General features: G+C 63.4%; 19 protein-coding genes. 11 read left to right on the plus strand and 8 right to left on the minus strand.

What is annotated here, in order from left to right; genetic code table 11:
* Window positions 1-17: 17 nt before the first annotated feature.
* A complete protein-coding gene (locus tag AC2FMD_RS09330; RefSeq protein WP_496794953.1) occupies window positions 18-1,355 on the minus strand; it encodes a FliI/YscN family ATPase in 1,338 nt (445 codons plus the stop codon).
* An 87-nt stretch (window positions 1,356-1,442) separates the two neighbouring features.
* Here AC2FMD_RS09330 and AC2FMD_RS09335 point away from each other — a divergent pair, with 87 nt between their 5' ends.
* The 9 genes from AC2FMD_RS09335 to AC2FMD_RS09375 are packed head-to-tail and all read left to right on the plus strand — an operon-like array spanning window position 1,443 to window position 6,027.
* On the plus strand, window positions 1,443-1,832 hold the full coding sequence (locus AC2FMD_RS09335) for a FlgB family protein (RefSeq protein WP_496680501.1): 390 nt from the start codon (window positions 1,443-1,445) through the stop codon (window positions 1,830-1,832).
* Window positions 1,833-1,842: 10 nt separating this feature from the next.
* Window positions 1,843-2,229, plus strand: coding sequence for a flagellar basal body rod protein FlgC (gene flgC, locus AC2FMD_RS09340; RefSeq protein WP_496680499.1), 387 nt, complete (start codon window positions 1,843-1,845; stop codon window positions 2,227-2,229).
* Window positions 2,230-2,241: 12 nt separating this feature from the next.
* Window positions 2,242-2,532 (plus strand): flagellar hook-basal body complex protein FliE, encoded by a 291-nt coding sequence (gene fliE, locus AC2FMD_RS09345; protein WP_149775969.1) that lies wholly within the window; start codon window positions 2,242-2,244, stop codon window positions 2,530-2,532.
* A 3-nt stretch (window positions 2,533-2,535) separates the two neighbouring features.
* A complete protein-coding gene (locus AC2FMD_RS09350) occupies window positions 2,536-2,808 on the plus strand; it encodes a flagellar biosynthetic protein FliQ (protein ID WP_496712736.1) in 273 nt (90 codons plus the stop codon).
* A complete protein-coding gene (locus AC2FMD_RS09355; RefSeq protein WP_496741401.1) occupies window positions 2,808-3,518 on the plus strand; it encodes a flagellar hook-basal body complex protein in 711 nt (236 codons plus the stop codon). Before AC2FMD_RS09350 ends, AC2FMD_RS09355 begins: the two co-directional genes overlap by 1 nt.
* Window positions 3,519-3,542: 24 nt before the next feature.
* A complete protein-coding gene (gene flgG / locus AC2FMD_RS09360) occupies window positions 3,543-4,328 on the plus strand; it encodes a flagellar basal-body rod protein FlgG (protein WP_496680495.1) in 786 nt (261 codons plus the stop codon).
* Window positions 4,328-4,744 (plus strand): flagellar basal body P-ring formation chaperone FlgA, encoded by a 417-nt coding sequence (flgA, locus tag AC2FMD_RS09365; protein ID WP_496741403.1) that lies wholly within the window; start codon window positions 4,328-4,330, stop codon window positions 4,742-4,744. The genes flgG and flgA overlap by 1 nt, the downstream gene beginning before the upstream one ends.
* 2 nt (window positions 4,745-4,746) lie before the next feature.
* Complete coding sequence (gene flgH, locus AC2FMD_RS09370) at window positions 4,747-5,472, plus strand: flagellar basal body L-ring protein FlgH (protein WP_496794954.1); 726 nt, start codon at window positions 4,747-4,749, stop codon at window positions 5,470-5,472.
* Window positions 5,473-5,484: 12 nt separating this feature from the next.
* Complete coding sequence (locus AC2FMD_RS09375; protein ID WP_496712742.1) at window positions 5,485-6,027, plus strand: flagellar basal body-associated FliL family protein; 543 nt, start codon at window positions 5,485-5,487, stop codon at window positions 6,025-6,027.
* 30 nt (window positions 6,028-6,057) lie between these two features.
* On the opposite strand, the gene AC2FMD_RS09380 is transcribed toward AC2FMD_RS09375, so the two are convergent.
* The 7 genes from AC2FMD_RS09380 to AC2FMD_RS09410 form a co-directional block, all read right to left on the minus strand.
* A complete protein-coding gene (locus AC2FMD_RS09380; protein ID WP_496741407.1) occupies window positions 6,058-6,405 on the minus strand; it encodes a hypothetical protein in 348 nt (115 codons plus the stop codon).
* Between the two features lie 32 nt (window positions 6,406-6,437).
* Window positions 6,438-7,523, minus strand: coding sequence for a flagellar type III secretion system protein FlhB (gene flhB / locus AC2FMD_RS09385; protein WP_496741409.1), 1,086 nt, complete (start codon window positions 7,521-7,523; stop codon window positions 6,438-6,440).
* Window positions 7,520-8,293, minus strand: coding sequence for a flagellar biosynthetic protein FliR (locus tag AC2FMD_RS09390; RefSeq protein ID WP_496741411.1), 774 nt, complete (start codon window positions 8,291-8,293; stop codon window positions 7,520-7,522). The genes flhB and AC2FMD_RS09390 overlap by 4 nt, the downstream gene beginning before the upstream one ends.
* A complete protein-coding gene (gene flhA, locus AC2FMD_RS09395) occupies window positions 8,290-10,317 on the minus strand; it encodes a flagellar biosynthesis protein FlhA (RefSeq protein WP_496741607.1) in 2,028 nt (675 codons plus the stop codon). The genes AC2FMD_RS09390 and flhA overlap by 4 nt, the downstream gene beginning before the upstream one ends.
* A 63-nt stretch (window positions 10,318-10,380) precedes the next feature.
* On the minus strand, window positions 10,381-11,088 hold the full coding sequence (locus AC2FMD_RS09400; protein WP_496741413.1) for a lytic transglycosylase domain-containing protein: 708 nt from the start codon (window positions 11,086-11,088) through the stop codon (window positions 10,381-10,383).
* 70 nt (window positions 11,089-11,158) lie between these two features.
* Window positions 11,159-11,587: an Lrp/AsnC family transcriptional regulator gene (locus AC2FMD_RS09405; protein ID WP_496680486.1), complete on the minus strand. Its 429-nt coding sequence runs from the start codon at window positions 11,585-11,587 to the stop codon at window positions 11,159-11,161.
* A gap of 56 nt (window positions 11,588-11,643) precedes the next feature.
* On the minus strand, window positions 11,644-12,963 hold the full coding sequence (locus AC2FMD_RS09410; protein ID WP_496741415.1) for an MFS transporter: 1,320 nt from the start codon (window positions 12,961-12,963) through the stop codon (window positions 11,644-11,646).
* Window positions 12,964-13,193: 230 nt separating this feature from the next.
* Here AC2FMD_RS09410 and AC2FMD_RS09415 point away from each other — a divergent pair, with 230 nt between their 5' ends.
* Window positions 13,194-13,808 carry a ribonuclease D gene (locus tag AC2FMD_RS09415; RefSeq protein ID WP_496680484.1) on the plus strand — a complete coding sequence of 205 codons (615 nt, stop codon included), beginning with the start codon at window positions 13,194-13,196 and terminating at the stop codon, window positions 13,806-13,808.
* Entirely contained in the window at window positions 13,805-14,773 is a 969-nt protein-coding gene (locus AC2FMD_RS09420) for a KpsF/GutQ family sugar-phosphate isomerase (protein ID WP_496794955.1), read from the plus strand. Before AC2FMD_RS09415 ends, AC2FMD_RS09420 begins: the two co-directional genes overlap by 4 nt.
* Window positions 14,774-14,781 lie beyond the last annotated feature (8 nt).

A 14,781-nucleotide genomic window follows, 5' to 3' on the forward strand; every position in this document is an offset into this window, starting at 1 on the left:
AAGAAACGATCTCAGTGTTAGAGCGCAGTTCCGGCCTTGGCGCGGCGCAGGATGACGGCCAGGCGGTCAAAGCTGTTTCGGATCCCGTCGGGGTCCGGCTTGGCGAAGAAGCCATCCAGCTCGTCATGGGCGCGCACCGCCTGATCCAGCAGGGGATCGGTGCCCGGCGTGTACAGCCCGGCCTTGATCATAACCTCGGACTGTTCATAGCTGCCCACCAGGCTGCGGGTCTCGGCGATCATCCGGTTCTCCTCGTCCGTTGCGGCGTTCGGCAGTGACCGCGACACCGAGCGGCTGAGATCTATGGCCGGGAAACGTCCACGTTCCGCGATTTCGCGGCTCAGGACGATGTGGCCGTCGAGAACCCCGCGCAGGATGTCGGCCACCGGCTCGTCCATGTCTGACCCGGCCACCAGCACGCTGAAAACGGCGGTGATGTCCCCCTGTTGCGCGGTGCCGGGGCCGGCCCGTTCGCACAGGCCAGCGATCAGGGGTGTGGTCGAGGGCGGGAAACCGCGCAACGATGGCGCCTCGCCCATGGCGGCGGCGATCTCGCGGTGGGCTTCGGCAAAACGGGTGACGGAATCCGCCAGAAACAGAACGTTCAACCCCTGATCGCGCAGATATTCGGCAACGGTCATGGCCGACCAGGCGCAGCGGCGCCGGGCCAGGGCCGACTGGTCCGATGTCGCGGCCACGACGACCGATCTCTTCAGCCCGTCCGCCCCGAGGGCCTCCTCGACGAACGCGTTGACCTCGCGACCTCGCTCGCCGACCAGGGCCACGACCACCGCGTCGGCCTGCATCGATCTGGCCAGGGTGGCAAGCAAAGTCGATTTGCCGACACCGGATCCCGCGAACAAGCCGATGCGCTGCCCGCGTACGATGGGCAGAACCGTGTTCAGAACGGCCAGCCCGGATGCCATGCGTTCACCCAGCGGCTTGCGATCGACCGCCGGCGGGGGCGCGGCCATGATGTCGCGTGGGGTCGTGCCCGGCAGCAGCGGTTTGCCGTCCAGCGGCTGCCCGAACGGGTCCACGACCCGGCCCAGCCAGTGCATGCCGGGGGCAAAGACCGGGGTCGGCTCGAGAAACACGCGATCGCCCAGGCGGACGCCATCGGGCGCGCCGGCGGGGAGCATGTGAACGACGCCGCTTTCGACCCGCAGCACTTCACCCGCCAGATCCGGACCGGATTGCCGCTGCAAGGTGAGGTGGTCACCGATTCGGGCCGCGTTCTCCAGACCCTCGATTTCGATCACTCCGCGGGTGACACCGTTGACGAGACCCATGCGCCGCGCCGGTGAAAGCCGGTCGAACAGGGGCTTCAGGATCGACGGATCGAGGTCTGACATGGTGTTGGCTCCAACTGGTTTCTGAAAACGGTTTCTAAAGGAATCGGGGTTAAGCCTTGATTGAAATTGATCGAGGGAGAAGCCCCGATGTTCTCGGACCTGAACGTCTTTAAAGTTGCGTACGCCATGGCAACCCATGCCGGTCAGCGGCAGGCCGTGGTCTCGCGCAACATGGCCAACGCGGATACGCCCGGCTATCGGGCCCGCGATATCGAGCCGTTTTCCAAAGCATTCGAAAACACGTCATCCACGCCGGCGATGGTCGCCACACGGCCTGGCCACCTGAACGGCGTGGGTATGGATGGCAGGCTGTGGGCCGAACAGGTCCGCGCGGGGGCCGTCGACCCCAACGGCAACGGCGTCTCGCTTGAGGAGGAGATGCTGAAGGCCGTCGAGGTCAAGCGCCAGCATGACCGGGCTCTGGCCATCTACAAATCGTCGATCGGCATCCTGCGCACCAGCCTGGGCAAAGCATGAGGAGCGGGACATGAGTGATTTTTCGGATTCCCTCAAAGTGACGGCCAGCGCATTGCGGGCCCAGTCGGCGCGGCTGCGGCATGTGTCCGAGAACATCTCGAACGCGGACACGCCGGGCTATCGCCGCAAGACCGTCTCGTTCGAGGCGGTGAACGACGAAGGTGTCGATCTGGTCCGAACCGGGCGCGTCCAGCTGGACCAGAAAGCGCTGTCGCAGATCTATGACCCCAGCCATCCGCTGGCGGATGCAAGCGGCCACTATCAGGGGTCGAACGTGGATCTGATGATCGAGATCGCTGACGCGCGCGAAGCGCAGCGCAGTTACGAGGCCAACCTGAAAATGTTCGACCAAGCGCGACAGATGTCATCCAGCCTGATGGAATTGCTGAGAAAATAAGGGACGACCAGAATGGATATCCGAACGATCAACGCCGCACAGAACTATGCTCACGCCCGTCCGGCCACACAGGCCGACCCGGAGCGGTCCGGCGCCGCGCAAGGGTTGCGGGCCACCTTCCAGGATTTTGCCGCGACGCTGAAACACAGCGAAAGCGTGGCGAAGGACGCGATGGTCGGCCAGGCGGATCCACATGCGCTGGTGCAGGCTTTGGCCCAGACCGAACTTGCCGTGGAAACGGCGGTCGTCGTGCGCAACAAGGTGGTCGAGGCCTACCAGGAAATTCTTCGGATGCCGGTCTGAGCCATGCTGAGCGAAGGTTTGTTCTATGACATCGTGCGCCAGGCCTTGTGGATCGCGGTGATCACCTCGGTTCCGATCCTGACGGTGGCGCTGGTCACCGGCCTGGTGGTCGGCCTGTTCCAGGCGCTGACCTCGATCCAGGAAATGACACTGACCTTCGTTCCGAAACTGGTGGCCATCGTGATCGTCTTCTGGATCTCGATGGGGTTCATGACCCAGACGCTGGTCACCTTCTTCACGTCGACACTGGTTCCGCTGATTGCAGGAGGCCGCTGATGGATACCGCCTATGTTACTTTGTCCCGGCAGTCGGGGTTGATGAGCGAAATGCGCATCGTGGCGAACAACGTCGCCAACGCCAATACCACCGGCTATCGCCAGCAAGGGCTGGTGTTCTCCGAGTTCGTTCGGGATATGTCGGGCGGCCCGTCGCTGTCCATGAGTCGCGCGCAGGTGCGCAACACTTCGTTCCAGCAGGGGATTCTGACGGAAACTAGCGGTCAGTTCGACTTTGCCATCGAGGGTGACGGTTTCTTCCTGATCGAAACCCCGTCCGGCAACCGTCTGACCCGCGCGGGCAGCTTTGCGCCCGACGCCAACGGAGATCTGGTCACCCCCGACGGATATCGGGTTCTGGATAGCAACGGGGCGCCTGTCTTCATTCCGCCCGACGCAGCGACGATCGATGTCGGGGGCGATGGAACGCTCAGCATCGATGGGCAGCTGTTGGGCCAGATCGGGGTCTACCGCCCCACGGACGGGACGCGGCTGGTGCGCGAAGCCAGTACACTGTTTCGGCCTGAAGGCGAAGTCGAGCCGGTGGAGGAACCAGTGGTGCTGAACCGGTTTCTCGAAGGGTCGAATGTCAATGCAATCGATCAGGTTACCAAGCTCATCGAGATTCAGCGTGCCTACGAACTGGGCCAGAGTTTTCTCGAGGCCGAGGACGACCGAGTCCGCGGCGCCCTTAAAACCTTGATGCGCTGACCTCAAGCAGCAGGAGAATGTGAAATGCGAGCTCTCAAGATTGCCGCGACCGGAATGTCGGCCCAGCAGATGCGGGTTGAGACGATCTCGAACAACCTGGCGAACATGAACACCACCGGCTACAACGCACGGCGCGCCGAGTTCGCGGATCTGCACTATCAACAGATGGCGCGGGCCGGAACGGTCAACGCCTCGGACGGAACTGTTTTGCCGACGGGAATCCAACTGGGTTTGGGGGTTCGTCCGGCGGCGGTCACCGTGCAACTGGCCCAGGGTGCGCTCTCGGCGACGGGCAGCGATTTGGACATCGCTATCGAAGGGCGTGGATATCTGGAAGTGACGCTGCCCAACGGGCAATCGGCCTACACCCGCGATGGCAGCCTCAAGCGTTCGGCCGAAGGGTTGATCGTCACGTCGGACGGGTTCGCCGTCGCACCGGAAATCACCATTCCGGACGATGCCCGGTCAATCTCGATCAACGCCGCCGGCGAGGTCTATGCCTATTTCGACGACACCGCCGAAGGGCAGTTATTGGGCGAGTTCACGCTGGCGAGTTTTTCGAATGCCAAAGGGCTCGAAGCGATCGGCAGCAACCTGTTCAAGGAAACCGAAGCCTCGGGTGCGCCGATCGTGGGAACACCGGGCGAAGATGGTCTGGGTACGCTTCGGCAGGGCTATCTGGAAGACAGTTCGGTGGATGCGGTGCGCGAAGTGACCGAACTGATCGAAGCACAGCGTGGATACGAAATGAACGCCAAGGTGATCTCGGCCGTCGATCAGATGATGGGCGCGACGACGCAGGTGCGCTGATGAAGGTGGTGATTCTTTCCCTGTGTTTGCTCAGCCCGCTTTCCGCGTTCGCCGATATCGTCGTGCCGACCCGAACGATCCGGCCCAAGGAAATCATCGCGGAAACGGATCTGCAGACCAAGCCGGGCGATGTGGCCGGTGCGGCCCGGTCCTTGGAACAGTTGGTCGGGAAAGAGGCAAGAACAGCGCTCTATCCGGGTCGTCCGATTCGCCCATCTGACGTTGGCCCGCCGGCAATCGTGGACCGAAATGACCTGGTGACGCTGAAGTTTTCCCGGAACGGCCTGACCATTGCTGCGGAGGGCCGAGCTTTGGGTCGGGGAGCCGCCGGCGAGCGGATCAGGGTCATGAACCTGTCATCCCGCACGACGGTGTCGGGCGAAATCCAGCCGGATGGCCAAATCGAGGTGAACTGATCATGAAAGTCTCAACACTGCTTCTTTCCATCCTGGCATTGGCCGCCTGCGGGCGTCTGGACCATCTGGGCAAGCCGCCAAGCCTGTCGCCCAACACGGAATCGCCTGAACATGTCGCCATGCTGTGGCCCGGCCTGCCTCTGCACACGCAACCGCAGCGCGCGGTCGATCGTGCGTCGCTATGGAGCGGTGGTCAGCAATCATTGCTGGGTGACCAACGTGCGATGAAAAAGGGCGATATCCTCACGGTTGTGATCGAATTGGACGAAAAAGCAGAAATTTCGAATGACACCAGCCGCTCGCGCAGCGGGTCGGACGAGCTGAAGATACCGGGCCTGTTCGGCCTGCCGCAGCGGGCGGCCGGTCACTTGCCGGAGGGCGCATCCCTGGATGAGGCCGTTTCCATCGACTCGGCATCCTCAAGCAAGGGGAAGGGATCGGTCAAGCGAAAGGAAAAGCTGACGCTGCGCGTGGCTGCAACCGTCGTGGACGTGCTGCCCAACGGCGTTCTGTCGATCTCCGGGTCACAGGAGTTGCGGGTGAACTTCGAACTGCGGGAACTTCTGGTTTCGGGCTATGTGCGACCGCAGGATATCTCGCGCCAGAACGAGATCACCTACGACAAGATCGCCTCGGCCCGCGTGTCCTACGGTGGCCGCGGCCAGATCACCGATGTCCAGCAGCCCAGGTACGGGCAGCAGGTTCTGGACGCCCTGTTGCCGTTTTGAAAGTGACGCGAGATGAAAAAACTGTTGCCCATCATGTTTTTGGTCGTGGGGCTGGGCGCGGGCGCCGCAGCCGGCCTTTTCCTTGCGCCGAACAAGTCGGCTGAAGCCCAGGGAAATGGAGAGAGCGCAAAGAAGGCCCCCCCCCAAGCCGAAGAGGAAATACCACAGACCCAAACTGCGCTGGCGGGTTCCCGTGATGACAATGCGCACGGGAAGAAAGGCGAGGAAGCGAGCTATGAGTACCTCAAGCTAACGAAGCAGTTCGTTGTGCCGTTGGTGGAGGATGACAGGATTTCCGCCCTGGTCACTGTGTCGCTCAGCCTCGAAGCCCAGCCCGGCAACGAAGACACGTTCTACAGGCTCGAACCGAAGTTACGTGACGCGTTCCTTCAGGTGTTGTTCGACCATGCGAACATGGGGGGGTTTGACGGGGCGTTCACCCATTCGGACAACATGGAAACCTTGCGCCGATCTCTTTTGGAGGCCGCCAGGAAAGACCTTGGGGATGAAGTCAACCGCGTGTTGATCGTCAGCATGAGCCGTCAGGATACCTGACGGCTCCTCTCCAGTCGTGGCGGTGTCGCCTCAATCGGTTTTTCGCAGGTGTGCGCGCCGCAGCGCGGTCGCTTGCCGTTCCACAAGTTTCTCCAATGCTTGTTTCCGCCCGAAGGCCTGACGCAACCCGTCCATCATCGCAAGCTTCTGCGACCGGATCCGAGCCAGCTCGGCGTTCAGTTGCCTGCGTGTTGATGCCTCCCAGCCGTACCAAATGACGTCGGCGCCGGCCATTCTGTAGCCCGTCGCGTCGGCGGCCGTCGAACGGACCTGTGCCAGCTGTGCGTCCAGTTGCGAGATCCGGTTTCGAACACGGGCCTCCTGTTCCAGGATCGGGCGCAGCTTTTGATGTTCTTTTTCAAAGGCGGCGGCGGTCACCGCAACAAGGTTCGAGAGCTTGTCTGCCTTCATCAGATACCTTTTCTGGCGCGTTTGCGCATGGCTTCGGCAAAGCGGATGGCCGCGGCGACGGGGCGATAGTAGTTTTCAGGGATTTCCTGACCGATTTCGACCGTCGCATGCAGCGCGCGCGCCGTCGGCGGGTCGGAATGGATGGGAACGCCGGCCTCGATCGCGGTTTTTCGGATCGTCGCCGCAACTTCATCGACCCCCTTGGCCACGCAGGCGGGCGCCGTTCCGGGCGCGCGCGACCATTTCAGTGCAACGGCATAATGCGTAGGGTTGACGATGACCACGTCGGCCTTTGGTACGTTCGCCATCATTTGCGTGGTCGCGATTTCCTGCGCGCGCTGTCTGCGATGCTGCTTCAGGTGGGGGTCGCCTTCGGACTCTTTGGTTTCGTCCTGCAATTCCTTTCGCGACATCCGGTTCTTTCGCATGTGTTCGCCGTATTGCCAAAGATAATCGATGGCGCCGATCGCGAGCGTCACGGCAACCACGATGAAGAGAAAGCGCAGCAGCAGGTTCATCAGCAAAATGATCGACGCCTTGGGCGGCGCCGCCGCGGCCGACAGGATCTGGGACAGGTTTGCGTGCAGAAATAATGCCAGGCAGACGCTGTAGATGACCAGCTTTGCAAAGCTTTTGGCAAACTCGAACAAACCTCCGCGGCCGAACTTGTTTTTTGCGTTTGACGGGATGGAAACGCGTGACAGTTTCGGCTTCAGTTTGCTGGGGGCAAAGACCAGCGCCCTTTGCGCCAGAAGATTCAGAAGTACCATGATGGCAGGCACGGCCAGCAGCGCACCGGCAGAGCTTGCAACGACCGCCATCAATCCTCCCACCGGCCCGCTGGACGATCCGGTGACCAGCAGCGGGCCGAGGGCGAAAGACTGGTCGATCAAGACCACGAAGGCCGAGCCCGAGTGCTCTGCAGAGTAGTGGCCGACAACGATCAGTGCGATCGTCAGCCCGGCATAGGCCGCCACGGCGGACAGGTCATTGGACTTGACCACCTCGCCTTTTTCGCGTGCCTTCCGAAGCTTCTGCGGTGTGGCTTCGAACGACTTATCGGTGTCGTCGTCCTGGCTGCTCATGGGCTGGCTCCGACCGGGTCGTTGAGAAACGCGAGCATGGCGTCGCTCCAGGTGGACAGGATGATGGGCGTTCCGGCAAACAGAAGAAACAGGCCGGCGAAGGTAATCGCGGGCGCTCCCACGAAGGCAACCATCAACTGGGGCATGGCCCGGTTGATGACACCCAGGGCCAGGTTGTAGATCAGCGAGGCGATGACGAATGGGGCTGCCAGCCCGAAGGCCAGGGAAAAGCTGCGGGAAATCTGGGCCACGCCCCATTGCGACAGATCTGATGCTGCGGGTGCGCGGCCGATCGGAAACAGCGCGTAGCTGTAGATCAGGAATTGCGCCGCGCGGATGTGGAGGCCCATCACCGTCGCCAATGCCAGCCCCGCCAGTGTCATCAGATACCCCATGGCGGGCACCGGATCGGCCGCAGCGCCCCCCAGGATCTGGGAAAGCGAGGTTGCCTGGGCCGCGATCGAACCGGCGGTTTGCAGCGCCAGCACGAACAACCGCAGACCAAAACCTAGAAACAGCCCGATCAGGGTCTCCGTCAGGATTGCCTTCACCAGCGGTAGCAGGCCTGCAGAAACTTCCGGCCCCGGTACCGCCGGAGCGATCAGCAGGGTGAAGGCGATGGCCGCGCCCAGTTTGACTCGGGTGGGAATGCTGCGCTCGCCGAAGGCGGGCAGCAGAGACACAAAGGCCGAAACGCGCAGAAACACGACGAAAGCCAGCCAAAGCCCGGCTCCCAACTGGTCGAGCAGCGCCGGAGGCAGGGCGATCATGCCGGCACCGTCCCGACCAATGCTGGCCGCGCCTCGAGCCCGATTTCCTCGAACGACAGAACCGGGTTCGACACGCCGCGCGCCTGCAGGATCGTACGCAACAATCTGCGGCGGCGGGTGGATGTGACCAGGGCCGGATACAACCCCTGATCCGCAGTTCTGGCCAAGGCCTGCACGGCTCCGTCCGCAAGTTTGTTGAACAGGTTGGGCGGCAGCGCCACATCCAATCCGGCGCCAGGCGCGTCGATCTGGTAGGTCGCGAAGGTCTCTTCCCATTCCGGTGCCAGTTGGATCAGCGGTATCGAGCCGTCTGTGCGCTTTAGTTCGGCCACCAGTTGGAAGCCCAGCCGCTGGCGCACAATTTCGCAGATGGCTTCGGGCTGGGTCGTGGTCATCCGCGCCTCGGCCACGCTTTCGAGTATCAGCGCCATGTTGCGGATCGAGACCCGCTCGTCCAGCAGCAGCCGCAGCACCGCATGCAGCGTGTCGATCGGAACCTTGTCGGGGATCAGTTCGTCCAGCAGTTTGCGGTTGGCCTCAGCCCGTGCGGGATCACTGAGGCGGGTCATCTCGGACAGCAGGCGGCGCAAGGATTTGAGCGTCAGCAGGCGCGAGAAATTCTGTTTGATGATCTCTAGAAGGTGTGTGGCCAGGATCTCGGGTGGGGTCACGATGGTGGCACCGCTCAGGGCGGCGGCCTCTTGGTCCTTGGGCAGGATCCACCGGGCCGGGGCACCATAGACCGGTTCGGTCACATCATTGCCGTCGGGCAGAAGATCAGCGCCTTCCTGCACAAGCGCCAGGATCAGGTCGGGGTGCAGCACGCCGCGGGCCTGTTCGACCCCCTGCACCTTGATCACATAGGTGCCCATCGGCAGATCGGCACGGTCGGTCAGGCGGATCTCGGGCAGGATCAAGCCGAAGCTCGAGGCGACATAGGTCCGCATGTTGGCGATCCGCGCATCCAGACCGGTTCCGGGGTTCAGAACCATGCTGACCAGATCGGGCGCGAACTCCAAATGCACATCGTCCAGGTCCAGAACATCGCCGATCGCCTGCGCGGACGGCGCCTGGGCTTCGGGAGCCGGCGATCGCGCGGCCAAGGCCTCGGCCTTCTGTTTCTTGTGAACGTGATAGGCGGCATAGCCTAGGACCGCCCCGCCCAGAATGAAGGGCAGGAAGGGCAGGCCCGGCACCAGCGCGAACAGAGCCATCAGCACCGCCACCGTGCCCAGCGCCGCCGGATGCCGGCCCAGTTGCGAGAACAACGCGTTGTCGGTGGCGCCCTGCGTGCCGCCGCGCGCGAGCAACAGGGCCGATGCGATCGAGATGATCACGGCCGGAATCTGCGACACCAATCCGTCGCCCACGGTCAGGATGGCATAGGTTTCGAATGCCGAGGCAAGCGGCATGCCATGCACGATCACCCCCATGATCAGCCCCATCACGAGGTTCAGAAGAGTGATCAGCAGCCCGGCGACCGCATCGCCCTTGACGAATTTCGACGCCCCGTCCAGCGAGCCGAAAAACGTGGTTTCCTGCTGTTCAAGCTCGCGCCGTTCCTTGGCTTGCTGGTGGTCGATCGCACCGGCCGACATGTCGGCGTCGATGGCCAGCTGCTTGCCCGGCATCCCGTCCAGCGCAAACCTTGCACCGACCTCGGCCATGCGCGCGGCGCCCTTGGTGATGACCATGAAATTCACGATCAGCAGCACACCGAACACGACGAGACCCAGGAAGATGCTGCCACTCATCACGAATTGGGCAAAGCCTTCGATCACGTCGCCGGCGGCGTTGGGGCCGGTGTGGCCCTGCCCGATGATCAGCTTGGTCGAGGACACGTTCAGCGACAGCCGCAGCATCAGCGAGGCCAGCAGGATCGTCGGGAAGGACGAAAAATCCAGCGGGCGCTCGATGAACAGGGTCAGGGTGAAGATCAAAATCGCCAGTGCGAACGAGGCCGACAGCCCGATGTCGAGCACCCAGGACGGCATAGGCAGAATCATCATCACGATCACGGTCATCAGCGCCAGCGCCAGAAGAACCGTGGGTGAAAACAAGGTCCTTGGGTCAAGTTTCGGCACGCGTCACTCCTGATCGAACGTGATGAAGGCCACTGCGGTCCCGGATACCGGAACCAGTGATCCCAGGGCGGGGCGGTCGACCTTGGCAGGGGAGGGGCCGAGCGGGATCAACGGCAGCGCGGAGCGGTGGAACGGGTCGACCGCCTGACGGGCGGCCGGTTCGGGCGTGTCAGACAGCGCGGCCAGAACCGTCTGGAACCGGGTGACATATCTGCGAGCATATTCTGGGGTGCGTGAGTGATAGGCGCCGACAGCGGCCGACCAGTCGCCATGTTCAGCATAAAGCTGTTTGAGAAACTGCGCCGCATAGGCAGAATTCTGATCGGGGTCGAACATCGCGTCGATTGACCGGAACGCCTTGCCGTGCCAGCGATAATTGATCTGGAAACAGCCCACATCAAAGCTGCGGGCGCCCGATTTGAACACCTCGAACACATAGGCCTTGGCCTCGGCCTCGGACCCGAACCAGTATCCCTTGCCTTCCAGGTTCACGGTCCAGGGCCAGGGGTGCAGGCTGCCATCGACGCGGCGCCCGGTTTCCACCCGTGTGATGGCCTGCATGACATCCAGCGGGACACCCTCGGCCCGGGCGGCGCGCCGGGCCGACCGGTCGCAGATGCCGGCGGTGTGCATGTCCGGTACGGCGAAGGCCACCGTGGCGACCATGGCCTGCACCCACAGCGATAGGAAAACGATCTTGAGTTCTGGCATTCTGCCGGTCCGGGATTCTTCTGACCGGGCCAAACTAGCCAGCTTTCGGTTTACAGAGGGTTAGCGCCGATCAGCTCCGGTCGATCCGACGGCCGAACACGACGCTGGTATTCGTGCGCAGCACGCCGGGGATCTTGGCCAGCTCGTCCACTAGGATGTCCAGATCCTCGATCCGGGGGGCTTCGGCTGACAGAAGCAGGTCGAACTCGCCGTTGATCGACAGACACAGCTTGACCTCGGGATAGGCTTCCAGCCGCTTGATGATGCGCGATGTCTCTTTCTGCTGCACCTCGAGCAGCACCACGACCTGCACCCTGGGCGTGTCGTCGGTCCGGCCCAGCAGGACCGAGTAGCCCGCGATCACGCCTGTTTCCTCCATCCGACGGATACGTTCGTGCACGGTGGTCCGGGCCACGCCCAGACGCGCCGCGATCTGCGTGGTCGAGGCGCGCGCGTTGTGCTGTAGGGCGGCGATGATGCGGCGGTCAAGCTGGTCCATGGGGCTTTCGGCTGTCGGTCGAGTGGTTCGGGTCTACGGCAAGAGGGCGGTCGCCCTCAAGGTTTGTGCGGATATCGGGGGTGCAGGTCGTCGATGATAATTGGGTGCGCATGCGGATCGGGCCCGGACAGATGCGGGTGATCGGCCGGCAGGTCCGGGTGGTCATGCGCGATGGACCGCGGCTGGAATGCGGGCCAGGTCCAGGCGGCCAGCATCAGGCCGCCCAAGGCCATAACGGTCAGCGCGGCCATCGCCACTGTCGCCCCATGTTGCGTCATCAGCCAGCCCGACAGCGGATACAGAACCAGCCAGCAGGCATGTGACAGGGTGAACTGGGCGGCGAACACGGCCGCGCGGTCCTCGGGATGGGCGGATCGGGTCAGCAGCCGCCCGGATGGGGTCAGCGTGCAGGAATAGCCGAAACCCACAAGCGCCCAAAGCGTGGTCAGCATCGCCAGCGACATCGGCACCACCGCGGACAGCAGCGCAGCGGTAGCCATGGTCGCGGTCGCCAGCGTTGCGCCGGCCAGCATCACGCGGCGATCCGGCAGACGCTCCAGCAGCGCCGGGAGCACGAAAGCCGCCAGCATCGACCCGCCGCCAAACCCGGCCAGGGCGATCGCCACGGCGCTGTCCTGCAGGCTCAGGTCGCTGCGCACGATCACCACGGTATTGACCAGAACCATCGCGCTGAGGGCGGCGACGGTCCAGCTCAGCGCCAAAAGGCCACGCAGGCGCGGTGTCCGCAGATAGATGCGAATACCGCGTGTTGTTCGGTCAAAGACCCCACGTGGCTGACGGGGCGTGGGCGAGGGCAGGACCACCGAGACCACCAGCAAGGCCGAGGCCGCAAAGCCCAGCGCCGTTCCCCAGAACAGGCTGTCGAAGCTGACGACCAGCAGCAGCAGCGCTGCCAGCATCGGGCTGACAAGGTTCTCCAGATCATAGGCCAGTCGCGACAGCGACAGGGCCTTGGTGTAATCCTGCTCGTCGGTCAGAACATCGGGTATCGTGGCCTGGAACGCGGGCGTGAACCCGGCCGAGGCCGATTGCAGCACGAAGATCAACACATAGACCTGCCAGACCTCGGTCACGAGAGGCAGGCACAGCGCGACCGCGGCCCGCACCATGTCCAGCGTCACCAGCATGCGGCGGCGGTCCAGCCTTTCGGCAAAAGCCGCGGCGATGGGTGCAATCGTGACATAGGCGATCATCTTGATGGTCAGGGCCGTGCCCAGCACCATCGCGGCGGACTCGCCGGCCAGATCATAGGCCAGCAACCCCAGCGCCACGGTCGCCAGCCCGGTGCCCAGCAGCGCCACCACCTGCGCGGCCAGAAGGTGACGGTACGTCCGGTTCCGCAGAATGTTCAGCACCGCGCAAACCCTGAAACGGCCCGGCGCGCGTCGTGGGGGCCACCGTCGCTCGGGCGGGCGGTAGTTTGTTCAGACGAGGCACAGGACGGTTGAGTCATGACCCGACCCTATGCGCCGGACGTAGATGCCTCAACCGCAATGACACCCGAGTACCGCCATGGGGCGGATGGCGTTGAGTTTGCGGGTCAAACACCCTATTTCGGTGACACCACCGTGCAAAGGAAACATTCGTGGCGAACTACCTTTACAAGAACGACCTGCCCGACGGGCTGGACCTGGGCCCCGTCGTGGCCATCGATTGCGAAACCATGGGCCTGAACCCGCATCGCGACCGTCTGTGCGTGATCCAGATGTCGGGCGGCGACGGCCACAGCCACATCGTGCAGGTGGAAAAGGGTCAGACCGAGGCCCCGAACCTGTGCGCCATGCTGGAAAACCCCGAGGTGCTGAAACTGTTCCACTTCGGCCGCTTTGACATCGCCGCGCTGTACCACGCTTTCGGCGCGCTGGCGGCGCCGGTCTATTGCACCAAGATCGCCAGCCGCCTGGTGCGCACCTATACCGACCGGCACGGGTTGAAGAACCTGTGCCAAGAGCTGCTGGGCATCGACATTTCGAAACAACAGCAGATGAGCGACTGGGGTGCCGAGACCCTGACCGGGGCGCAGCTGGACTATGCCGCTTCGGACGTTCTGTACCTGCACCAGCTGCGCGCGGCGTTGGATGCGCGGCTCGAACGCGAGGGCCGGACCGAGATGGCGCAGGCCTGTTTCGACTTCCTGCCGATGCGCGCCAGGCTGGATCTGGCGGGCTGGCCCGAAACCGACATTTTTGCGCACTCATGACCGATACCGACTCCTTTTTGAAAACCGCCCGGCAGGTCGTCACCGACGAGGCCCGCGCGCTCGAGGTTCTGGCCGAAGGGCTGGATGACCGTTTCGCCGACGCGGTGCGGCTGATCCTGCAGGCCAAGGGCCGGCTGATCGTCAGCGGCATCGGCAAGTCGGGCCATATCGGGCACAAGATCGCGGCCACGTTGGCCAGCACCGGCACGCCCGCCTATTTCGTGCATCCGGCCGAGGCCAGCCACGGCGACTTGGGCATGGTGTCCAAGGACGACGTGGTGCTGGCGATATCGAATTCCGGCGAGGCGCCGGAACTGGCCAACCTGCTGGCCTTTACCCGGCGGTTCGGGATTCCGCTGATCGGCCTGTCCAGCCGGCTGGACAGTACGCTGATGAAGCAGGCTGACGTGCATCTGCTGATCCCCGCGCTGGGCGAGGCTTGCGGATACGGCATGGTGCCCTCGATCTCGACCACGCTGACACTGGCTATGGGCGATGCGCTGGCGATCGCGTTAATGAAATACCGCGATTTCAAGCCCGAGGATTTCCGCGCCTTCCATCCCGGCGGCAAGCTGGGTGCGCAGCTGAGCGCGGTGCGCGACCTGATGCATAGCGGCGACGCACTGCCGCTGGTGTCGGCCGACACCCCGATGAGCGACGCGCTGATCGAGATCAGCCAGAAGGGCTTTGGCGTGGTCGGCGTGACCGATGCAGAGGGCACCCTGGTCGGCATCATCACCGACGGCGACCTGCGCCGGCATATGGACGGGTTGCTGAACAACACGGCGGCCCAAGTCATGACTGCCAACCCCACGACCATCGCGCCCGACGCGCTGGCCGAAGAGGCGGTGGCGATCATGAACGCGCGCAAGATCACCTCGTTGTTTGTAGTGGACCTGGAGCAGCCGCGCCGGGCGCAGGGGCTGTTGCACATCCACGACTGCCTGCGCGTCGGGCTGGGTTGAGTGAGGGC

It is taken from the genome of Ruegeria sp. BHSC276 (assembly GCF_059612945.1).